Genomic DNA, 20,188 nt, shown 5'->3' on the forward strand with positions numbered 1-20,188 from the left:
ACTGGAAGCTATATTTTCAATAGCAATCATCCGGCATCGAGGGCGGTCAGATCGCAACAAGGTGAAACCCATGCTTTCAGCATGGTCGATAGCCAAAAACTTTTTCGCCGCCTGCAGACATGGTGTAATGGCGGCGTGTACGGGCTTTTGCCCTCCCTGCCATCCCTGCACCATGCCACGCCTGACTTTGCCGCTGCTTCTATGCGCCACGCTGCTGGGCCCCGCCGCCCAGGCGGCGGATGTTGCGGCGCCTCCGGCCGCAGATGCCCGGGCCTGCCCCGCCCTGCTGCAGCACACCGTGCCGCGCCTGCAGGACGAGGCGCCGCAGGCCTTGTGCCAATACGCCGGCAAGGTGCTGCTGGTGGTCAACACGGCCAGCTACTGCGGCTTCACCGGCCAATACCAGGGCTTGGAAGAGCTGTACGCGCGCTACCGCGACCAAGGGCTGGTGGTGCTGGGCTTTCCGTCGAACGACTTTGCACAAGAAACCGGCAGTAACACCGAGATCGCCCAGTTCTGCGAAAACACGTTTGGCGTGCGCTTCCCGATGTTTGCCAAGAGCCACGTGAAGGGCGGCGAAGCCCTGCCGCTGTACCGCCAGCTCGCCGCAGCGTCCGCGGGGCAGACGCCACGGTGGAACTTCCACAAGTACCTGGTCAGCCGTTCGGGCAAGGTGGTGGGAAGCTACGGAAGTTCGGTGGAACCCCACAGCAAAGCGCTGATCCAGGCCATCGAGCAGCAACTGGCGGCGCCGCGTTGAGGCTTGGTGAAAATTTTTTGAATTTTTTTATGGGTGAGATCTGGAACTTTTTACCATCACCTCCACTCTAGGAGTTAACCGTGGCCGCGAGTCCATCGCGGCGTGATCCGAATAACCGTTTTTAACGTTGCGAAGCCTTCCAGGCCCGGCCTGGCTGCAACCCTGGGGCGCTTCTCCTCCCTCCCTCTCTTCATTCGTTTCGGGGCGCTTCGCAACTTTTTTTATTCCGCAGCAAAAAGCGCGCACTTCCTCACGGAAGGCGCGCTTTTTCTTTAGGCCCAGTGGGTCGGCGGTTCAGCGCGGCTGGGTGTCGATGAAACTCTGGCGCTGCATCAGCTTGTCCATCAGGCGGCCCAGGTTGGGGTGGTCCGTGCGCCAGGCGATGTCAGGAAAGCGGAACTCCAGCCACCCGAGCGCGCTGCCGACGGCAATGTCCGACAGCGTAAGGTGGATGCCGCTGCAATAAGGCTTGTCGCCCAGCCCCTTGCTCATGGACTGCAGGCTGGCGCGCGCCTTGGCGAGTTGCCGGTCGATCCACGCCTGGCTGCGCTCACCGTCCTGACGGCCGGCCCAGGTGGCCTCCAGGCGCGCGAGGATGGCGGCGTCCAGCAGGCCGTCGGCCAGCGCCTCCCAGGTCTTGACCTCGGCGCGCTCGCGCCCCAGGGCGGGAATGAGCTTGCCCACGGGGGACAGCGTGTCCAGGTATTCCACGATCACGCGCGAATCGAACACCGCCTCACCGCCCTCCATGATCAGACAGGGCACCTTGCCCAGCGGGTTGGACGCGCTGATGGCCGTGTCGTCGGCCCACACGTTCTCCTCGATGAACTGGTAATCCAGCTTTTTCTCGGCCAGCACCACGCGCACCTTGCGCACGTAGGGGCTCGTATTCGATCCGATCAGTTTCATGGTGATGTGCAGCGCCTGGGGGGATGGGGTTGGTCGGGTGAGCGCGATTCTAGGGGCGGGCGCGCCGGCCGGCCGCGGCCCTTCGGCATTCCAGGCGCCCACCTACAATGACGGCCCATGAGCCTGTCCACCATCACCGCCCTGTCGCCCCTTGACGGCCGCTACGCCGCCAAACTCTCCGCCCTGCGTCCCATCATGAGCGAGCACGGCTACATGCACCGCCGCGTGCAGGTGGAGGTGGCCTGGTTCATCGCGCTGTCGGACGCGGGATTTGCGGAGTTCAAGCCACTGTCCACCGGCGCGCGCGCCTACCTGCTGGGCCTGGTGAAGAACTTCTCCGAGGCCGACGCGAGCGCCATCAAGGACATCGAGAAGACCACCAACCACGACGTGAAGGCGGTCGAATACTGGATCAAGTCCAAGTTCGAGGCCCGCCCCGAACTGGAGAAGGCTGCCGAGTTCGTGCACTTCGCCTGCACCAGCGAGGACATCAACAACACCAGCCATGCGCTGCAGATCCGCTCGGGCCGCGACCAGGTCATCCTGCCGGGCCTGGACCGCATCGTGCTCAAGCTGCGCGAGATGGCCCACCAGTTCGCCGACGTGCCCATGCTCAGCCGCACCCACGGCCAGACCGCCAGCCCCACCACGGTGGGCAAGGAGCTGGCCAACGTGGTCGTGCGCCTGCAGGCGGCCTGCGAGCGCATCGCGGCGGTGAAGATCCTGGGCAAGATGAACGGCGCCGTGGGCAACTACAACGCCCACCTGTCGGCCTGGCCCGACTTCGACTGGGAAGCCTTCAGCCGCAAGGTCGTGGAGACGCCCGAGCCGCTGGGCCTGGGCCTCACCTTCCAGCCCTACAGCATCCAGATCGAGCCGCACGACTACATGGCCGAGCTGTTCGACGCCATCGCCCGCGCCAACACCATCCTGGTGGACCTCTCGCGCGACATCTGGGGCTACGTGAGCCTGGGCTACTTCAAGCAAAAGCTCAAGGCGGGCGAGATCGGCTCGTCCACCATGCCCCACAAAGTCAACCCCATCGACTTCGAGAACGCCGAGGGCAACCTGGGCCTGGCCAATGCGCTGCTCAGGCACCTGTCCGAAAAGCTGCCCATCAGCCGCTGGCAGCGCGACCTCACCGACAGCACTGTGCTGCGCAACATCGGCGTGGCGCTGGGCTACGCCGCGCTGGCCTATACCTCGCTGATGACCGGCCTGAACAAGCTGGAGCTGAACGAAGAAGCCCTGGCCGACGACCTCAACACCAGCTGGGAAGTGCTGGCCGAACCCATCCAGACCGTGATGCGCCGCTACGGCGTGCAGGGCGCGTACGAGAAGCTCAAGGAAGTCACGCGCGGCAAGACCGTGACGGCCGAGGCGCTGCACGCGCTGATCAACGGCCTGGAGATCCCCCAAGCCGACAAGGACCGCCTGCTGGCCATGACGCCGGGCAGCTACACCGGCAAGGCGGCCGAGCTGGCCCGCCGCGTCTGATCCAACCCGGTTTGAGCCTTTTTGCCTGCCCGCGCTTGCCAGCCAAGCGCGGGCAGCTCTCATTTTGAAAGCATCCCATGGCCCTCAAGTCCACCATCTTCAAGGCGAACCTCCAAATCGCGGACATCGACCACGGCTACTACGCCGACCATGCACTCACCCTGGCGCGCCACCCCAGCGAAACCGACGAGCGCATGATGGTGCGGCTGGCCGCCTTGGCGCTGCAGGCCCATGAACTGCAGGACACCTGCCAGGGCGATGGCACGCTGGCGTTCGGCGCGGGCCTGTCGGATCCGGAGGACCCGGACGTATCGCTGACCGACTTCACGGGTCGTAAGCGGTTGTGGATCGAGGTCGGGCAGCCCGAGGACAAGCCGCTGACCAAGGCCTGCAGCAAATCCGATGCGGTCATCGTTTATTGTTTTCACCACGCAGCCGAAGTGTGGTGGAAGGGCATCGAGAACAAGCTCACGCGGCTGGACAAGCTGCAGGTCTGGCGCCTGCCCGCCGACGCCGCCCAGCAACTGGCAACACTGGCCGAGCGCAGCATGCAGCTGCAGGCGACGGTGCAGGAAGGCGGCCTCACGCTGAGCAGCACCCTGGGCAGCGTGCATGTGGAACCGCTGCGCTGGAAGTAACATGGTGTTTTGAGCAAAAAACACCTCTAGCGCCCGACCAACAAGCGCTACCAGCTCCTGAATAAATAGCAATTTACTGCGGCATCAAGGCGCCGCAATTCCAGCACTGCTCGAAGCCGCCCTCGATCGCCTCACCGCACGCGTGGCAGCGCCACTGGCGCTGCGGCAGATGCTGGAACTCCCGCAACAGCGCACGGGCGCGTTCTGCATGTTCGGGGTACGTCAGCCAGATCTCGGGCAGGCACTCTCCTGGCGGCAGGTGGCCCGCCGCCGCGCCCAGATGCTGGCGCTGCACGCTGGCGGGCATGCCGGCTTCGCACAGCAGGTCGCGCCACAGCGTGGCCATGGCGATATCGGGGGCCTGGGTCAAACGCAGCATGCGGCCACCTTAGCCGGCGCGCGCCCCGCCGTAAAGCCGGTCAACCAGCGCCGGGAGCGCCGCCGGCGCAATCGGCGGGGCGCTCGGCCGCACGTTCGGCATAGCGCGTGAAGCGCAGCGCCGTGCCCTCGCGGGTGATGCGCCGCCACACGGCGCGCTTGTCCATCGGGCTCATCGCCAGCCAGTGCTGCACCTCGGCAAAGCTGCGCCCGCAGCCCTTGCACCATTCATCCCCCTGGCTGGTGGAGCAGATGGCGATGCACGGTGTGTCGGGTGTGGTCTCGTACCAGGCCAGCCACGCCGCCAGCGCCGCGGCGGGCATCTGCTGCGGCGCCACGTCCTCGGCCCGCGCAAACACCATGCGGCCATACACCTCGGCCAGCGCCTCGATTTCCGGCGCCAGCCCCACGCCATCGGGCGATGGGGCGCGGGCGCGCCAATGGTTGATGGCGGCTTCGATATCGGCGACGTGGATGCAGGACATGGCAGGTAGGGGCGCGCCGATGATACCGCCCGCCCCGGTGTGTTCCATGCGCATGGCGGCGGGGCCGCCAGGGCCATTCGCTATGTTTTAAATAGCATGGCAGACATATTCCGTCGCGCGTCTGGCAACATTTTCTTCAAACCGCCTTGCGCAAAAAACGCCTGCCGCTTGCGCGCCGCCCTCGTGCCATGTTCCAATGGCAGGTTCGAAGGGGAGTAGCTCCTGACCTCCAAGTCCTGACGGCCATCGGCCCCGGGGTGCAGAGGCTCTCGGTCTGTCGTCAGTACGAAGCGCACCGCTTCCGGCAGCCCGGGCCCGGCATGCGCCACGCATCGCATGCGGGCTGAGCAAGACCTTTGATGGCCCTGCGGGGCTGATCAAGGCCGTCCTTACCTCTTCGCGCGTCGCAACCCACGCGGGTGGACGAGTCCCTGGTCACCGTGCAGTGTCTCTCTTGCGGAGCCGCCCACCGCCACCTACAGTGGCTGCGGGCCTCCTTTCGGTTACTGATAACGAGGACTTTATGGAATTTCTGACTTCACCCGAGTTCTGGGTTGCACTGGGGCAGATCATCATCATCGACATCCTGCTCGGTGGTGACAACGCCGTGGTGATCGCCCTGGCCTGCCGCAAGCTGCCGCCCGCGCAGCGCACCAAGGGCATCATCTGGGGCACGGCGGGCGCCATCATCCTGCGCGTGGTCCTGATTGCCTTCGCGATGACGCTGCTGAACCTGCCCTTCCTGAAAGTGGTGGGCGCCATCCTGCTGGTGTGGATCGGCGTGAAGCTGCTGGCCCCCGACGAGGACGGCCACGGCAGCGTGGCCGAGAGCGACAAGCTGCTGGCCGCCATCAAGACCATCATCGTGGCCGACCTGGTGATGAGCGTGGACAACGTGATCGCCATTGCCGGCGCCGCACAGAACGCGGGCGACCACTCGCTGCTGCTGGTGGTGCTGGGCCTGCTGATCTCCATCCCGATCATCGTGTGGGGCAGCCAACTGGTCATCAAGCTCATGGAGCGCTTCCCGGCCATCATCACCGCCGGCGGCATGCTGCTGGGCTGGATCGCCGGCGGCATGCTGGTCTCCGACCCCGCGCTGGCCAACCCCGACAAGTGGCAGTGGATGTTCAAGCTGGAGCAGTCCGACACTCTGAAGTACGCCGCCAGCGTGGCCGGCGCCCTGCTGGTGCTGGTGGTCGGCAAGGCCATCGTCGCGCAGCGCGGCAAGACGGCCCCTGCACAGCACGGCTGAAACAGGCCTTCCTGCACACGCACCCATAGGCCCGACAGGAGATCCGCCATGGACAAGGTCATCGTGTATGTGGACGACGCAGCCTACGCGCGGCAAGTCCTGGAGCCGCTGGCGGCCCCCGCCACTGCGGGCACGATCCACTGGGTGCTGGTGGCCTGCGCACCGCGCATGACGCACCGCATCAGCAAATGGGTGAGCCATAGCGCACGCGAGAACTGGCGCGCCAAATGGGCGGACAAGCTGTTTGCGCAGCTGCAGCCCTGGCTGCGGGCGGAGGGTGCGCCCATCAGCACGGTGCTGGCCAAGGGGCCGCTGCCCGAGCTGCTGGCGCAGCTGCAGTCCGAGCATGGCGCGTGCAGGGTGGTAGACGCCCGTCGCCCCAAGCTGGAACAGGAGGCGAACCCCCTGGCCGACGCAGCGCCCGCCGCCGCGCCGGTCATCGTGCGCAAACCGCCACGGCGCTGGACGGTGCCCGGCTCGCTCGCCAGCCTGGGCCTGCTGTTCATGCTGGCCGCCGACTGATCGGCACGGCAGGACTCGGCAAAACCACTGTTCAGCCCAGCCGGCCCATCGCGTGCAAGCGCAGATGGGCCGGCTTTTTTTACACGCTCTCATGCCGCATGCGGCGCGGCGCACTCACCGGCCCGGTGCTATGCTGCGCGCCATGCGACTACTGCTCAAATGGCTGCTGAGCGCGGCCGCCCTGCTTTGCGTGGCCTACCTCTACAGCGGCGTGGAGGTGCGCAGCTTCGGCGCTGCGCTGATCGCGGCCTTTGTGATCGGCCTGTTCAACGTGGTGCTGCGCCCGGTCCTCGTGGTGCTGACGCTGCCGGTGACCATCGTCACCATCGGGCTGTTCCTCTTCGTGATCAACGCGCTCATGTTCTGGGCCGCCGCCTCGGTGCTGGGCGACGGTTTCCAGGTACACGGCTTTACCGCCGCGCTGATCGGTTCGCTGATCTACTCTCTGCTGGGCATGCTGATCGAATCAGCGCTCGGCGGCCTGTTCCTTAAGAAGTGACTCCACGGCACGCAGCCGCGTGTCGATGATCGACGCTTCGATGTAGTCCCCCGCAGCGCTGCTGCGCCGCGCAAGGTCCTGCCCCGCCTTGAAACGATCCACCGCAGCCGCGTAGTCATAGCGTGCGGCGTGTGCCTCGGCCTCAGCGCGCACGGCGCGCAGGGACTGCCCCTGCTGTTGCCATACCTGCGCCAGCGCTTGCCAAACGGTCGCGTCCCGAGGATGCGTGGCTACCCAGGTCTGCAAGGGCCCCGCCATCTCGCCTGCCGCGCCCGTGCGCAGCAGGGCCTGGGTGCGCAGCAGCATCTCGGGCCGTGCGGGCGCGGGCGCGCCGGGCACACCGCTGCCTTCCGTGACGACGCTGCCCTGCAGGTACGTCAGCGCCGCGGGCGCGTCGCCCGCAGCCAGCTCCAACTCAGCACCCAGCAGGCGCGCCTGGCGCAACGCGGCAGCATCGGTACCTGCGCTGGACTGCAGCGCACGCAACGCCTTGCGCGCAGCCGCCATGTCGCCCAACTGCACCGCGCTGAGGGTGGCCGCATACCAGGCCGCCACCCGCTGCGGTGCGGGCCGTGCGGCAAAGCCGGCGTCCTGCGGCTCGGCAACCCACTGTCGCCAAGCGTCGACACCGGGGCGCATCAGCACGCGCGCGCGCGCAGCCATCATCAGGTGCTCCAGCGTAGCCCGCGCGGGCTGCGCCGCACCCGGCGGAATGCGGCTGTGCATGTCCGCGATGCGCTGCGTGGTCAAGGGGTGGCTGCGCAGGTAGGGCCAACTGCCGTTGTCGTTGATGCGGTTGGCCTGCTGCAGCTTGTCGAACATGCCCACGAAGCCCTGCGGCGCAAAACCGGCGGGCGCCATCAGGCCGTAGCCCACACGGTCGGCCTCGCGCTCCATGTCGCGCGAGAAGTTCAGCTGGCTCTGTACGGCCAGCGCCTGCCCACCCACCATCAGGGCCTGGGCCGCATCGGGGCTCCGGCTCGCAGCCAGCGCGCCGAGGATCAGCGCGCCCAGCATCAGCGGCGTCTGCCGCCCCTGCTGCGCGATCAGGCGTGAAATATGGCGCTGGGTGACATGGCTGAGTTCGTGCGCCAGCACCGACGCGAGCTCGTCGCGCGTACTCACCACGCCAATCAGCCCGAGGTGCACGCCGAAGTAGCCGCCCGGCAGGGCAAATGCGTTCACCGTACGGTCGCGGCCCAGCAAGATCTCCCAGGCAAAGCGTTCCTCGAGTTCGGGCGACAACTCCCCCCGCGCCTTCGCGGCCTGCACCAGTGGCAGGAACAGGCTCTGCACATACTCAGTCAGCACCGCGTCATCGATGTAATCCGGGTCGCGGTACAGCTCGCGGATGATGCGGTCGCCCAGCTTGCGCTCCGCACTGGTCGTCATCTCCAGGCCGTCTCCCAATGTGGGCAGCGATGGCTGTGCCATCACAGCCGGTGCTTGCAGGGAGCCAAATGCTATAAAAAAAGAAGCTGTCAGCGCTTTCCAGCTGGGCGCTGGGAGCCAATTTTGTAGAGAACCTTGCACAAAACTCCTCCACCCGCGCGAACGGGCCGGCCATCAATCGCGGCCATCTGCACATGGCCGTATGATGCCCCGGCCATTGGAATGTTTCGCACCCGGTTGTAAACCCGCCTTATGACAACGTCCCCCTCTCCCCTCACCCACTTCGACGCCCAAGGCCAAGCCCACATGGTGGACGTGGGCGCCAAACCGGCCACGCACCGCGTGGCCATTGCCACGGGCCGCATCGAGATGCAGCCCGCCACACTCGTGCTGGTCGAGTCGGGCACCGCCAAGAAGGGCGACGTGCTCGGCGTAGCGCGCATCGCCGGCATCATGGCAGCCAAGAAGACCAGCGAGCTGATCCCGCTATGCCACCCCTTGGCCCTTACCCGCGTGGCCGTGGAGTTCGAACTGCTGCCTTCCGACAGCGCTGTGCAATGCACGGCTACGGTGGAAACCGTGGGGCCTACCGGGGTGGAGATGGAGGCCCTGACCGCCGTGCAGGTAGCGCTGCTCACCGTTTATGACATGTGCAAGGCGGCGGACAAGCGGATGGTGATGACGGGGGTCAGGGTGCTGGAGAAGCACGGTGGGAAATCCGACCCGAATGCCGTACAGAGTTGACACGGCACGCCAGCACGTCAACGGCAGTCTGCGGGCGCCAGTCTTGCCGGCAAGGTCGGTGCGGTGATTGGCGTCACGGCAAAGCCGGATGTGGCTCCCGCCGCGCGGCATTTCCACTTCATTCCATCAGATGGAGGTGCGAATATTTGGGTCGCATCTGGCAAAGCGACTTCTGCGCCCGCACCGCCAACGTAAGGAATTAGCACCAAAATATTGGCTCCCGCTGACTCCACTTTGGTCGAAAAAGGAATGGTAATTTCGCCTGTGGCGGGATCGATACGAATGGCGTCAGCGACTGCTGTCGCGCTATTGAGATAACTCGGCGGCGCGGCCGTCGTTAGGCCAAGAACGTTATCCGAAGCGGTCGGCGGCACGTAAGTTGCGCCATATCCTTCGGAATCGGGGTGTAGAGAGCCTTTAAAGAACACATCGGCCACATTTTGCTTTGCCAACGCTGCCTGCAACATGCCCTCCGTTACTCGGCCTCTCTTGACGTATGTTTGGTATGCCGGCAAAGCGACGGAAGCTAAAACTCCGATCACCATCACGACAATCATTAATTCGATCATGGTGAACCCTCGCAGTGCTCTCTTCTTCATTGCCTCACTTTGCGACATTAATTATTCCGAAATTTGTTGTAGAGATGCTTCAAAACCGCCAACAGGGGCAAAACCCACGATATTCGCGTCTTGATTGAGCAAAACCACCCACTCATCCATAGTCTTCCTACTCACCAAAGGGAGATAAAAGATTTTTTCGGCTGGCAATTTAGTTTTTTCGATCGCCCGTTCGATCTTTTCCCACTCTTTCAACCTCGCCTTTTGAAGGTCGCGTAGCGGCTTCATGCGCAGCATGGCATCCGGCCGGCTGGCCGAATAGGACTGCCACCATCCTGGCCGGGCACTTGGCTCCAGCCCTTGAAGCGACAAACTGATGCTCAGCATTTGCTCATCATTGTTCTTAGCACTTCGCGTACCAACCAAGACAGGGCCTGTCCAGGACAATGACCGCAGAGTATCAGGGGCCTCGCTCAGGGTGTCGGTATCCACATCTGCCGCGGAAACCGCGACGAATCGATCCACCTCAAACGCTAGGACGACAGGGCGCGCCAGGCCAATGCTGTACAGGCCATATGCAAGGGCAGCCATCTGTATGAATCCGATCAGCGTCAAATCCAGTGCCATCTCCCTGCGTGGCTTAACGGGGTTAAATAGCAGTAATGTCAGCAATGGACCTAACACCACATCCACAGCCACTAAAATCCAGAAAAGATGAAGCCCACCGCCTAGTTCAAAATAAGGAAAAGGAAACCACAATCCAAATACAAGACAGGCCGCAACAGAAGCCACCACGCCACTAATAGTCAGATGGATTGCTGCCGCTTTTGCGGCCATAATCAAACGTCGCATTACAAAATCCGCCTGCTTCAAAATGAAAAAGAGCGCCGAAGCGCTCCTTTAAGTCCGTATACAGTCGATTAACGGCATTCGGCGGGTGCCAGCTTTTGCGGCAACGTAGGAGCATTTGTAAGCGCCACGGCAAACGGCGAAGTAGCGCCAGCCGCGCGACACTTCCACTTGATGGCATCCGAAGGCGGCGTGAAAGCGGCCGTTGCGACAGGCAGATTGGCTTCGGTCGTACCAGTGGCAGCACCCAGGTAGGGCACCAGAACCAGCAGGTTGGAGGCTGCCGGCTCGATACGCGTGCTGTAGGGGATGGTGATTTCGCCGGTTGCGGGTTCGATACGGATACCGCTTTGGATAGCAGCTGCTGCGTTATCGTAAGTTGCTGGGTTCGGCGCCGTCAGAGGGCCGAGCACGTTGTCAGACAGCGTGGGAGGCACATAACCAGAGCCGTAGCCTCGCGCGTCAGCGGCCACGGCACCCTTTGCGAGAATGTCCGCAACGTTCTGCTTGGCCGCTCCCGCTTGGACAAGGCCTTCAGAAACGCGTGCGCGCTTTGTGTAGTCTTGATAAGCGGGCAATGCCACAGCAGCCAAAATGCCGATGATCGCCACTACGATCATCAGTTCGATCAGGGTGAAACCTTGTTGCAGGGTACGCTTCATAAATCCTCCTCGGAATTAGGTAATAGCCCCCGCAGAGGAATCCTGCGGGTTGAAAACACTTGAGCAGCTTCTGTGCCAACGTCAGAATGCAACCAAACGTTGCGGTGCGCGACATTTTTCACCAGTTTCCTTGACCCAACAAAGGAAAAGCCTAACCAATCGGTCACACATCGACACATTTGTCACCCTAAGGTGTTCTACGTGGAGAACTACGCAATTCGGTCTGTTAGAGGCAGCGCGGCATTCTGCGACCCGCGGCAGCACCCCTTCTCCCATCAGGCGCTAACGGCTTTTAAGAGCGAAGCGCTAATGATTGCCACACTAGCGTTGCCCTCTGCTCGCTCTAGCCTTGCACAAACTCCATCTCGGTACTGGCCAGTGCGATGCGGTCGCCATTTTTGAGGGTGATGGGACTTTCTCCCACCGGGCTGCCGTTCAGCAACGGAAAGTCCCCGCCCTCCACATGAGCTAGCACGAAGCCGCTGTGGCGCTTGGTGATGGATGCCACGGCCACGCCGGGCTTGCCAATGGTGGTAACCACTTTTGTCAGAGCCACCTCACGGCCGGCGGCGGGGCCGTTCATCACCCGTACGGCGGCGCTCAGCACGACTGGAGCAGAGGCCGCAGGCTTGGCCAGCGGCGGCAACATGCCCGGCTTGAAGACCATCGTCTTCTCATAGTCGTGACCAGGCTCTTCGTGCAGGAAGCGGATCTTGTACTTCCCCAATTCCACCGTGTCGCCGTTGCGCAAAGGCTGTCGCTTGATGGCCTTGCCATTGACATAGGTGCCGTTGGTGCTACCCAGGTCTTCCACTTCTACATCGTCCCCATTCATGAGGAAGACCGCATGTTCACCACTGACGGCAAGGTTATCGATGACCACGTCGTTGTAGGGGCGGCGGCCTACCGTTGTGCGTTCCTTGGTGAAGGTAACTTCCTTGATGACGACTCCATCGATCGACACGACCATTCTGGGCATGATCACTTTTCCTTATCCAAACAACTTAGCTAGTAGAGGGAAGTAGCAATTTCCGGGCACAGGCAAATGAAGCCCTGGCGGTCGGGCTGAGCTTGGCGGAAGGGTCACGAGGTGCGCAGCAGGCGCGCCATGAGACCGCCGCGTTTTTTGGCGTCCTGAGCGAGTTGCGTTTGCGCCAGCACTACGCTGATGTTGTCCCGCCCTCCCATGGCGTTGGCCATGGCCACCATGCGCGCCGCTTTATCTTGTAGCGCAATGGGCATCCGCGCCAGTTCGGCCAAATCTTCGTCACTCAACATATCCGTCAGGCCGTCGGAGCAAAGAATGAACAAGTCACCGGGCTCGACAGGAAATTCGTTGATTTCTATGTGCACGGACACATCCACCCCCAGCGCCCGTGTAACCAGGTTGCGCTGCCCCGAAACGGCTGCTTGTGCCGGCGTGAGCAGTCCCAGGTCGATCTGCTCCTGCAACCACGAGTGGTCGCGCGTGATCTGCCGCAAGAGGCCCTCGCGCCACCGGTAGCAGCGCGAATCACCGATGTGGCCGAGAATGAGCCGGTCGTCACGGAACACGCCGACGACCAGCGTGGTACCCATTCCCAGGTACTGCGGGTTGGACATCGAGGCGCCGAGGATCGCGTGGTTCGCGTTGTCCACACAGGCCTCTAGTGCATGCCGTACATCCGAAGGTGATGCCGCGGAGCCGTCGCCTTGCAGCCAGCGGACCATCTCGGTGCCGATGTAGGTGATCGCCATCCCGGCAGCCACCTCGCCCGCGTTGTAGCCCCCCATGCCGTCGGCCAGGATGGCCATCTGCGCCGTCTCATGGATGGCCACAGCGTCTTCGTTGTTGGAGCGCACCCGCCCCGTGTCCGTCAACGCGCAGAATTCGTAGCTCAGCATCGGCAGAGGTTTCATAAGAGACTCCCGCGATACGCCTCACGCGAAGGCGCTTTACATGCGGTTGAGGAAGGCATCGCTGCATATCCCTCACAACCGGCATTGCGGGACTGCGCATCATAGTCGAGGCGCACGGGGCGACAGGTCCGTCATGATGTTGAACGCGTGCAAGCCAGGCCCGTTGACGTGTGTTGCAAAAGAGGTCCTACGCAGCCCCTTCTTGCCTGCCATTTTTGCTACTTCAAGGACATGTCCGTCAGGTCGCGGCACATTCCCGTCGCACTACCGCGCGCCAGACTTTTCAGGCCTGCCGAGGTTCGCCGCGGGATTGCGCCAGCTTGCCCACCATCACCACCAGCACGGCGCCCGCTATGGCGGCTACGTAGTGGAGCCACGGATGACCCATCGCGTAATCGTGGAGCAAGTTGTCGTTGACGATGGTCTCGCCTCCCACCCAACCGATCAGCGCGGCCCCCAGCGTGACGATGACGGGAAAGCGTTCCATGAGCTTGATCATCAGGGTGGAGCCGAAGATCACCAGCGGTATGCTGATGGCCAGCCCCAGGACGAGCAGCACCATGTTCCCCTGGGCCGTCGCGGCGACGGCTATGACGTTGTCCAGGCTCATCACCAGGTCGGCAATCAGGATGGTGCGGATGGCCGCGAACATGCCCCCTGCGGATTTGGATGCGCCGTCATCTTCCTCTTCGCCCGTGAGGAGTTGATAACCAATCCACAGCAGCAGACAGCCCCCGACGATCTGCAGGAAGGACAGCTCCAGCAGCTTGGCCGCCACTACCGTCAATACGATGCGCAACACCACTGCCGCGCCGGAGCCGAACATGACGGCCTTCTTCTGCTGCTGCGCAGGCAGCGAACGCGCCGCCAAGGCGATGACGACAGCGTTGTCGCCCGACAAAATGATGTTGATCCAGACGATCTTCACCAGGCCGATCCAGAAATCGGCATTGCTCAAGTACTCCATTGATGGCTCCAGTGTTATGAATCGAAAACGCCAGCCTGGGTCAACCAAGCTGGCGTTTCTTTTGTGTTGGAACCGACAGTGTAGAGAGGGACGACCCTCGCGCGCGTGCGTAATTTTGCGTAACCTGGCGCGCTACAACGCGCCAGGCTCGCGGATTACAGCAGGCCCTTGAGCAGGCGACCCATCTCGGAAGGATTGCGGGTAATGGTGAAACCGCACTCTTCCATGATGGCCAGCTTGGCGTCCGCCGTATCGGCGCCGCCGGAGATCAGCGCACCCGCATGGCCCATGCGCTTGCCCGGAGGAGCGGTCACGCCGGCAATGAAGCCCACGATGGGCTTCTTCATATTGGCCTTGCACCAGCGGGCAGCTTCTGCCTCGTCGGGGCCGCCGATCTCGCCGATCATGATCACGGCGTCGGTGTCAGGATCGTCGTTGAAAGCCTTCATCACGTCGATGTGCTTGAGGCCGTTGATCGGGTCGCCGCCGATGCCGACGGCGGACGACTGGCCGATGCCCAGTTCGGTCAACTGTGCCACGGCTTCGTAGGTCAGCGTGCCGGAACGGCTCACCACGCCCACACGGCCCTTCTTGTGGATGTGACCGGGCATGATGCCGATCTTGATCTCGTCCGGCGTGATCAGGCCAGGGCAGTTGGGGCCCAGCAGCAGCGTGCGCTTGCCGCCAGCAGCTTCCTTGGCCTTCATCTTGTTGCGCACTTCAAGCATGTCGCGCACGGGAATGCCTTCGGTGATGCAGATCGCCAGGTCCAGGTCGGCCTCGACGGCTTCCCAGATGGCGGCGGCCGCGCCTGCGGGCGGCACGTAGATCACGGAGACGGTAGCACCGGTTTCCTTGGCGGCGTCCTTGACCGACCCAAAGATTGGAATGTCAAAAATCTTCTCGCCGGCCTTCTTGGGGTTCACACCCGCCACGAAGCAGTTCTTGCCGTTGGCGTATTCCTGGCACTTTTCCGTGTGGAACTGACCGGTCTTGCCGGTGATGCCCTGGGTGATGACCTTGGTGTCTTTGTTGATGTAGATCGACATGTTTTATCTCCGGGCCTGCTTAACGGACGGCTTCGACAATCTTCGTGGCGGCTTCCGCCATGGTGTCGGCGCTGATGATGGGCAGGCCGGATTCGGCCAGCATCTTCTTGCCCAGCTCTTCGTTCGTGCCCTTCATGCGCACGACCAGCGGCACCTGCAGGTTCACGGCCTTGCAGGCGGTGATCACGCCGGTGGCGATGGTGTCGCACTTCATGATGCCGCCGAAGATGTTGACCAGAATGCCCTTGACCTTGGGGTTCTTGAGCATGATCTTGAAGGCTTCGGTGACCTTCTCGGGGGTGGCACCGCCGCCCACGTCCAGGAAGTTGGCAGGCTCGCCGCCGAACAGCTTGATGGTGTCCATGGTGGCCATGGCCAGGCCGGCGCCGTTCACCAGGCAGCCGATGTTGCCGTCCAGGGAGATGTAGGCCAGGTCGAACTTGGAGGCCTCGACTTCCGCCGGATCTTCCTCGTCCAGGTCGCGCAGGGCCACGATTTCCGGGTGGCGGAACAGCGCGTTGGCGTCGAAGTTGAACTTCGCGTCCAGGGCCATCAGGTTGCCCTTGGAGTCGCAATTCAGCGGGTTGATCTCGACCAGGGACGCGTCGGTGTCCATGTAGCACTTGTAGAGCTTGGCGAACAGGTCCACCGCCTGGTCCACCGAAGCACCCGTCAGGCCGATGGCTGCGGCCACCTTCTTGGATTGCTCGGGCGTGATGCCGGTCAGGGGGTCGATCATCTCGGTGATGATCTTCTCGGGCGTGGAGTGGGCCACTTCCTCGATGTCCATGCCGCCTTCGCTGGAAGCGATCAGCGCCACTTTCTGCGTGCCACGGTCGGTCACCAGAGACACATACAGTTCGTTCTTGATGTCGGCGCCATCTTCAATGTACAGGCGGCGCACCTTCTGCCCTTCAGGGCCGGTCTGGTGCGTGACCAGTTGCATGCCCAGGATCTCGCTGGCGCGTGCCTTCACGTCATCAATGGTCTTGGCCACCTTCACGCCACCGCCCTTGCCACGGCCACCGGCGTGGATCTGGGCCTTCACGACCCACACGGGGCCGCCGAGCTTTTGTGCGGCTTCCACGGCTTCTTGCACCGTGAAAGCGGGGATGCCACGCGGGACGGGCACGCCGAAACTGCGCAAGATTTCCTTGCCTTGGTATTCGTGAATCTTCATGAGGTCTCTCTCAGGGGAAGGATGGTGTTTGTACCCGTTCTGCCGAAGAGCGGAAATACAGCCGCATGCTCGGGAATGGCAGCCGGTAAATGTATCATGCTGCGACGCACCATTGATGTGGATATAACTTACGCCCCCGGCCCCACCCCTGGGCCGGCCCTTGCAGGAGCTACTGATGTCCAAGGTCTTTATTGATGGCGAGGCAGGCACCACCGGCCTGCAGATTCGTGAGCGCCTGCAGGCCATGCCCCAGGTGGAGTTGGTCAGCATCGCCCCCGAACTGCGCAAGGACGCCGCCGCCAAGCGCGCACTGATCGCCGGTGTGGACCTGGTCGTGCTGTGCCTGCACGACGATGCCGCGCGCGAAACGGTCGCGCTGGTGGACGCCATCACTGCCGAGACCGGCCGCGCCATCAAGATCATTGATGCCTCCACCGCCCACCGCACGGCGCCGGGCTGGGTGTTCGGCTTTCCCGAACTGGCATCCGGCCAGTTGGAGGCCGTGCGCAGCGCCACGCGCGTATCCAACCCCGGCTGTTATGCCACCGGCGCCATCGCCCTGCTGCGCCCGCTGGTCGACGCCGGCCTGGTGCCTGCCGATCACCCGCTGGCGCTGCCGTCGGTGAGCGGCTACTCCGGCGGCGGCCGTACGATGATCGAGGCCTACGAGCAAGGCCAGGCGGCGCCCTTTGAGCTGTATGCACTGGGCCTGTCGCACAAGCACCTGCCCGAGATCCTGAAGTACACCGGGCTCACGCGCCGCCCGATCTTCATCCCCTCGGTGGGCAACTTCCGCCAGGGCATGCTGGTGCAACTGCCGCTGCATCTGGACCTGCTGCCCGGCCAGCCGAAGGCGGCGGACCTGCACGACGCACTGGCGGCCCATTACGCCAAGAGCAACACGCCCGAGCAGTGGGTGAAGGTGCTGCCGCCCACCGAGGACGGCAAACTCGATGCCCTCGCGCTCAACGACACCAACCAGCTGGAACTGCGCGTGTTCGCCAATGAGAGCTACCGCCACGCCGTGCTGGTGGCGCGCCTGGACAACCTGGGCAAGGGCGCGAGCGGCGCCGCGGTGCAGAACCTGCGGTTGATGCTCGGGCTATAACATCAAAAAACATAGCTGTCTGCGCTTATTTCATCCAGGTTTCAACGGAAAAATCCTTTGAAATGGATGAATAGCAAGCGCGAACAGCTCATTTTTATATAGCAAACACGTGCCCGTACCGCGCCGGCTGATCCGCCGGCCGGTCAAGGCCACGCGGCAAGCCCCTTCCCCGCAGGCGTGCGCCGCGAAGCACGCACTGCCGTCGCTGCTTTCAGGCCTGCCCCGTGCGCTGGAACAGCCCGCCGGGCAGGCGCGCGACACGCCCCTCCAGTTCCAGCTCCAGCAGCCGTACTTGCAGCGTGGCGGCATCCAGCCCGGTGCGCGCCACCAGCGCGTCCAGCCCCAGTGGATCGAACCCCAGCGCATCCAGCACACACTGATACGACGGCGCAAGGGGCTCCTCGGACGCGGGCTGTTGCGCGGGGATGGCGGCTGCCGGCGCATGCCAGCGCAGTTCTTCCAGCACATCCTGCGCCGACTCCACCAGCTTGGCGCCCTGGCGTATCAGCGCGTGGCATCCACGCGACTGGGGCGCGTGGATGGAGCCGGGTATGGCGAACACCTCGCGCCCCTGCTCGGCCGCGAGCCGCGCGGTGATCAGCGAGCCCGAGGCCAGCGCCGCCTCCACCACCAGGGTGCCCTGCGACAGGCCGGAGATGATGCGGTTGCGCTTGGGAAAGTTGGCCGGCAACGGCGGCGTGCCCAGCGGGTATTCGCTGACCAGCAGGCCGTGGCGTGCGATGCGGTGGGCCAGCTCCTTGTTGGCACGCGGGTACACCCGGTCCAGCCCGGTGCCCACGATGGCAATGGTGGCGGGCGCGGCGCCGTCGGGCGGGTCGATCAGCGCGCCCTCGTGCGCCGCCGCGTCGATGCCCAACGCCAGGCCCGAAACGATGCACAAACCCGCCTCCCGCAGAGCGCGTGCGAACTGCCGCGCATGGTCCGCCCCCTGGGCCGTGGGGTTGCGGCTACCCACCATGGCCAGGCTGTGCTGCGGCGCGAACGGCGCGCCGCCCTGCACGAACTGCGGAGCACCCAGCAGGTACAGCAGCAGCGGCGGATCCTCGGTGGCCAGCAACGCAGGAGGATAGGCATCGTCACCCAGCGTGACGATGCCGTGCGCCGGCTGCGCGGGCGCCCGCCCGTCCAGCAGCCACTGCCACGTCCGCTCGGTCAGCGACTCTAGCTCCTCGGGCACGCGGGCGAGCGCGCGCGCCTGCGCGGTGGTGACGCAGGACTGCCAGGCCCTCTCGCCCTGCGCAAAGATGTTCTGGGGAAGGCCGAACGCGGCCAGCAGCCTGCGCGCGGCACCGTTGCCCACGCCTGGCGTGAGCGTCAGACGCAGCCAAGCGGCCAGTTCGTCGCGTTGCATGCGCGGTGACAAGGCGGGGGAGCGGCCGCCCGCAGGTGGCGGCGCCCGGGGCTTACTCGGGGTTGACCAGACGGTCGCCCACACGCACCGCCTGCTGCGACTGCAGGATCAGGGCGTAGGACACGCGGTCGAACGTGAGGAACACCATCGCCACGCCATTGCTCTCGCTGGGCAGGCGCACCATGGCGCGCTGCTCGTCGGTCTTGTCCTTGAAGCGCTCGCCCTGCGTGAGCAGCTGCAGCACGTGGCCGGCTTCCATGCCGTCGCGCGTACCGCGGTTGATGGTGATCACTTGGTTCTGGCCGGCATAGGCCACGGCCGCGCTGCCGTAGATCGATACCACGCTGGCATCCACGGGGCCCAGCGGTGCCCGCGGGGTGTAGCTGTTGAAGCTGCGCTGTGGTGCGGGCAGCAGGCGGTCGCCGGCGCGGATCTCTTCCTTCGCGCCCCTCAGGTCCACCGTGGCGGGAACGATGTCCACCGCTGTGCCGTCGGCTTGCCCCTCCAGCACTTCCCCCCGGCCCTCGCTGGAACTCTTGCCCCGCGCTACATCGCGCTGGGGCACGGGAGTGGTAGTTTCACTGCGCACCAGTTCGGCGCGGCCGACATACTGCGCTTCGTAGCCCAGCACCTCACCAGTGTGCGGATCCTTCAGTGGAATGGCGTTGCGGAACACGCGGTACTGGCGCGGCACGCCAGGCGCCATCACGAGGGGACTGCCTTCAGGGCCGCGCACGTAGGCGCGGTCGCCGTTGGCCATGATCATGCGTTCGTCGCGCGTGGCCACGATGCGCGGAGCCTGCTGCAGCGTGAGCTCGTCCACCACCAGAGGCTCGACGAGGAAGGGTTCGATCAGGTGCGGCTTGAGCGTGGGCAGCGCCGTGCCGGCCAGGCTGTCATAGCGCGTGCGCGGCGACACGCGCACGGTCTCGGGCGCGCCTTTGCGGCTGGTGCTCAGGCGGGCATAGCCGTCCACCTTTTCCAGGTACAGCGTCTGACCCGGGAAAATCAGGTGCGGGTTGGGAATGGACTGCAGATTCATGCCCCACAGTTCCGGCCAGCGCCAGGGGCGCTTCAAATACATGCCGGAAATACCCCACAGCGTGTCTCCGCGTTTCACCACGTAGGTATCGGGCGCATTGGCGGCCAATTCGGAAAGGGGAACGCCGCGTGAAGCCACCTGCTGCGCGGTGGCGCGCTGCTCGGAGGTAATCGGGTAATTCTGGGCCTGTGCCGCCGGTGCCATGGCGGCACCCGCCAACAAAGCCAGTGCTCCGAGCGCGGTCACGCGCATACGGGCCTGAGCCGCCATATTGTTCCTCGTGTCATTCATTGGAAAAACGCCCCTCTCGCTGCGATGCAGTTAATTGTTTTACAGAAGAAACTGCCGCGAATACATTACAAACCATTTGAGATTCTGTGCCCAAGCCCTTGATCGGGCAACGATTATTGTGATTGGGCGCCGC

Annotated in this window: 22 protein-coding genes; 8 read left to right on the plus strand and 14 right to left on the minus strand. The window is 64.0% G+C overall.

All coding sequences use genetic code 11. The features are described from left to right. Positions 1-172: 172 nt before the first annotated feature. Positions 173-760, plus strand: coding sequence for a glutathione peroxidase (locus DTPSY_RS16915; protein WP_015914592.1), 588 nt, complete (start codon positions 173-175; stop codon positions 758-760). A 294-nt stretch (positions 761-1,054) separates the two neighbouring features. Here DTPSY_RS16915 and DTPSY_RS16920 read toward each other — a convergent pair whose 3' ends face one another. After that, on the minus strand, positions 1,055-1,669 hold the full coding sequence (locus DTPSY_RS16920) for a glutathione S-transferase family protein (RefSeq protein ID WP_015914593.1): 615 nt from the start codon (positions 1,667-1,669) through the stop codon (positions 1,055-1,057). A 117-nt stretch (positions 1,670-1,786) separates the two neighbouring features. Between DTPSY_RS16920 and purB the strand changes: the two genes are divergently transcribed. Next, positions 1,787-3,166, plus strand: coding sequence for an adenylosuccinate lyase (gene purB, locus DTPSY_RS16925; RefSeq protein ID WP_011807109.1), 1,380 nt, complete (start codon positions 1,787-1,789; stop codon positions 3,164-3,166). A 77-nt stretch (positions 3,167-3,243) separates the two neighbouring features. Further along, a complete protein-coding gene (locus tag DTPSY_RS16930) occupies positions 3,244-3,804 on the plus strand; it encodes a YaeQ family protein (protein WP_011807110.1) in 561 nt (186 codons plus the stop codon). A gap of 73 nt (positions 3,805-3,877) precedes the next feature. On the opposite strand, the gene DTPSY_RS16935 is transcribed toward DTPSY_RS16930, so the two are convergent. Both DTPSY_RS16935 and DTPSY_RS16940 read right to left on the minus strand, forming a co-directional pair. Continuing rightward, entirely contained in the window at positions 3,878-4,183 is a 306-nt protein-coding gene (locus tag DTPSY_RS16935) for a putative signal transducing protein (RefSeq protein WP_011807111.1), read from the minus strand. Between the two features lie 40 nt (positions 4,184-4,223). Next, a complete protein-coding gene (locus DTPSY_RS16940) occupies positions 4,224-4,667 on the minus strand; it encodes a DUF3717 domain-containing protein (RefSeq protein WP_015914594.1) in 444 nt (147 codons plus the stop codon). 523 nt (positions 4,668-5,190) lie between these two features. Between DTPSY_RS16940 and DTPSY_RS16945 the strand changes: the two genes are divergently transcribed. The 3 genes from DTPSY_RS16945 to DTPSY_RS16955 all read left to right on the plus strand — a co-directional run bounded on the left by DTPSY_RS16945 (position 5,191) and on the right by DTPSY_RS16955 (position 6,943). Further along, positions 5,191-5,922 (plus strand): TerC family protein, encoded by a 732-nt coding sequence (locus DTPSY_RS16945; protein ID WP_015914595.1) that lies wholly within the window; start codon positions 5,191-5,193, stop codon positions 5,920-5,922. Positions 5,923-5,970: 48 nt separating this feature from the next. Next, on the plus strand, positions 5,971-6,444 hold the full coding sequence (locus DTPSY_RS16950; protein ID WP_015914596.1) for a hypothetical protein: 474 nt from the start codon (positions 5,971-5,973) through the stop codon (positions 6,442-6,444). Positions 6,445-6,586: 142 nt separating this feature from the next. Next, entirely contained in the window at positions 6,587-6,943 is a 357-nt protein-coding gene (locus DTPSY_RS16955; protein WP_041836445.1) for a phage holin family protein, read from the plus strand. On the opposite strand, the gene DTPSY_RS16960 is transcribed toward DTPSY_RS16955, so the two are convergent. Beyond that, positions 6,911-8,377 carry a M48 family metalloprotease gene (locus DTPSY_RS16960; protein WP_238526552.1) on the minus strand — a complete coding sequence of 489 codons (1,467 nt, stop codon included), beginning with the start codon at positions 8,375-8,377 and terminating at the stop codon, positions 6,911-6,913. The genes DTPSY_RS16955 and DTPSY_RS16960 overlap by 33 nt on opposite strands. Positions 8,378-8,587: 210 nt before the next feature. Here DTPSY_RS16960 and moaC point away from each other — a divergent pair, with 210 nt between their 5' ends. Next, positions 8,588-9,079, plus strand: coding sequence for a cyclic pyranopterin monophosphate synthase MoaC (moaC, locus tag DTPSY_RS16965; protein WP_015914599.1), 492 nt, complete (start codon positions 8,588-8,590; stop codon positions 9,077-9,079). A 17-nt stretch (positions 9,080-9,096) separates the two neighbouring features. Here moaC and DTPSY_RS18290 read toward each other — a convergent pair whose 3' ends face one another. From DTPSY_RS18290 to sucC, 8 genes are all read right to left on the minus strand, one after another. Further along, the gene (locus DTPSY_RS18290; protein ID WP_015914600.1) at positions 9,097-9,696 is read right to left on the minus strand and encodes a pilin; all 600 of its coding nucleotides are present in this window, start codon (positions 9,694-9,696) and stop codon (positions 9,097-9,099) included. A gap of 3 nt (positions 9,697-9,699) precedes the next feature. After that, positions 9,700-10,488, minus strand: a complete 789-nt coding sequence (gene tfpZ / locus DTPSY_RS16970; protein ID WP_015914601.1) for a TfpX/TfpZ family type IV pilin accessory protein — start codon at positions 10,486-10,488, stop codon at positions 9,700-9,702. A gap of 68 nt (positions 10,489-10,556) precedes the next feature. Then, positions 10,557-11,147: a pilin gene (locus DTPSY_RS16975; protein WP_015914602.1), complete on the minus strand. Its 591-nt coding sequence runs from the start codon at positions 11,145-11,147 to the stop codon at positions 10,557-10,559. Between the two features lie 343 nt (positions 11,148-11,490). Continuing rightward, entirely contained in the window at positions 11,491-12,126 is a 636-nt protein-coding gene (locus tag DTPSY_RS16980) for an FHA domain-containing protein (protein ID WP_015914603.1), read from the minus strand. A 104-nt stretch (positions 12,127-12,230) separates the two neighbouring features. Next, on the minus strand, positions 12,231-13,046 hold the full coding sequence (locus DTPSY_RS16985; protein ID WP_015914604.1) for a Stp1/IreP family PP2C-type Ser/Thr phosphatase: 816 nt from the start codon (positions 13,044-13,046) through the stop codon (positions 12,231-12,233). A gap of 283 nt (positions 13,047-13,329) precedes the next feature. Then, on the minus strand, positions 13,330-14,013 hold the full coding sequence (locus tag DTPSY_RS16990; RefSeq protein WP_015914605.1) for a TerC family protein: 684 nt from the start codon (positions 14,011-14,013) through the stop codon (positions 13,330-13,332). A gap of 155 nt (positions 14,014-14,168) precedes the next feature. Continuing rightward, a complete protein-coding gene (gene sucD, locus DTPSY_RS16995; protein ID WP_015914606.1) occupies positions 14,169-15,062 on the minus strand; it encodes a succinate--CoA ligase subunit alpha in 894 nt (297 codons plus the stop codon). Positions 15,063-15,081: 19 nt separating this feature from the next. Continuing rightward, on the minus strand, positions 15,082-16,242 hold the full coding sequence (sucC, locus tag DTPSY_RS17000) for an ADP-forming succinate--CoA ligase subunit beta (protein WP_011807128.1): 1,161 nt from the start codon (positions 16,240-16,242) through the stop codon (positions 15,082-15,084). Between the two features lie 175 nt (positions 16,243-16,417). On the opposite strand from sucC, the gene argC reads away from it, so the two are divergent. Further along, a complete protein-coding gene (gene argC / locus DTPSY_RS17005; protein ID WP_015914607.1) occupies positions 16,418-17,350 on the plus strand; it encodes an N-acetyl-gamma-glutamyl-phosphate reductase in 933 nt (310 codons plus the stop codon). A 211-nt stretch (positions 17,351-17,561) separates the two neighbouring features. On the opposite strand, the gene dprA is transcribed toward argC, so the two are convergent. Both dprA and DTPSY_RS17015 read right to left on the minus strand, forming a co-directional pair. Next, on the minus strand, positions 17,562-18,722 hold the full coding sequence (gene dprA / locus DTPSY_RS17010) for a DNA-processing protein DprA (RefSeq protein ID WP_015914608.1): 1,161 nt from the start codon (positions 18,720-18,722) through the stop codon (positions 17,562-17,564). 52 nt (positions 18,723-18,774) lie between these two features. Further along, positions 18,775-20,034 carry a LysM peptidoglycan-binding domain-containing protein gene (locus DTPSY_RS17015; protein WP_015914609.1) on the minus strand — a complete coding sequence of 420 codons (1,260 nt, stop codon included), beginning with the start codon at positions 20,032-20,034 and terminating at the stop codon, positions 18,775-18,777. Positions 20,035-20,188: the final 154 nt, after the last annotated feature.

This window comes from [Acidovorax] ebreus TPSY (genome assembly GCF_000022305.1).
GTDB lineage: Bacteria > Pseudomonadota > Gammaproteobacteria > Burkholderiales > Burkholderiaceae_C > Diaphorobacter > Diaphorobacter nitroreducens.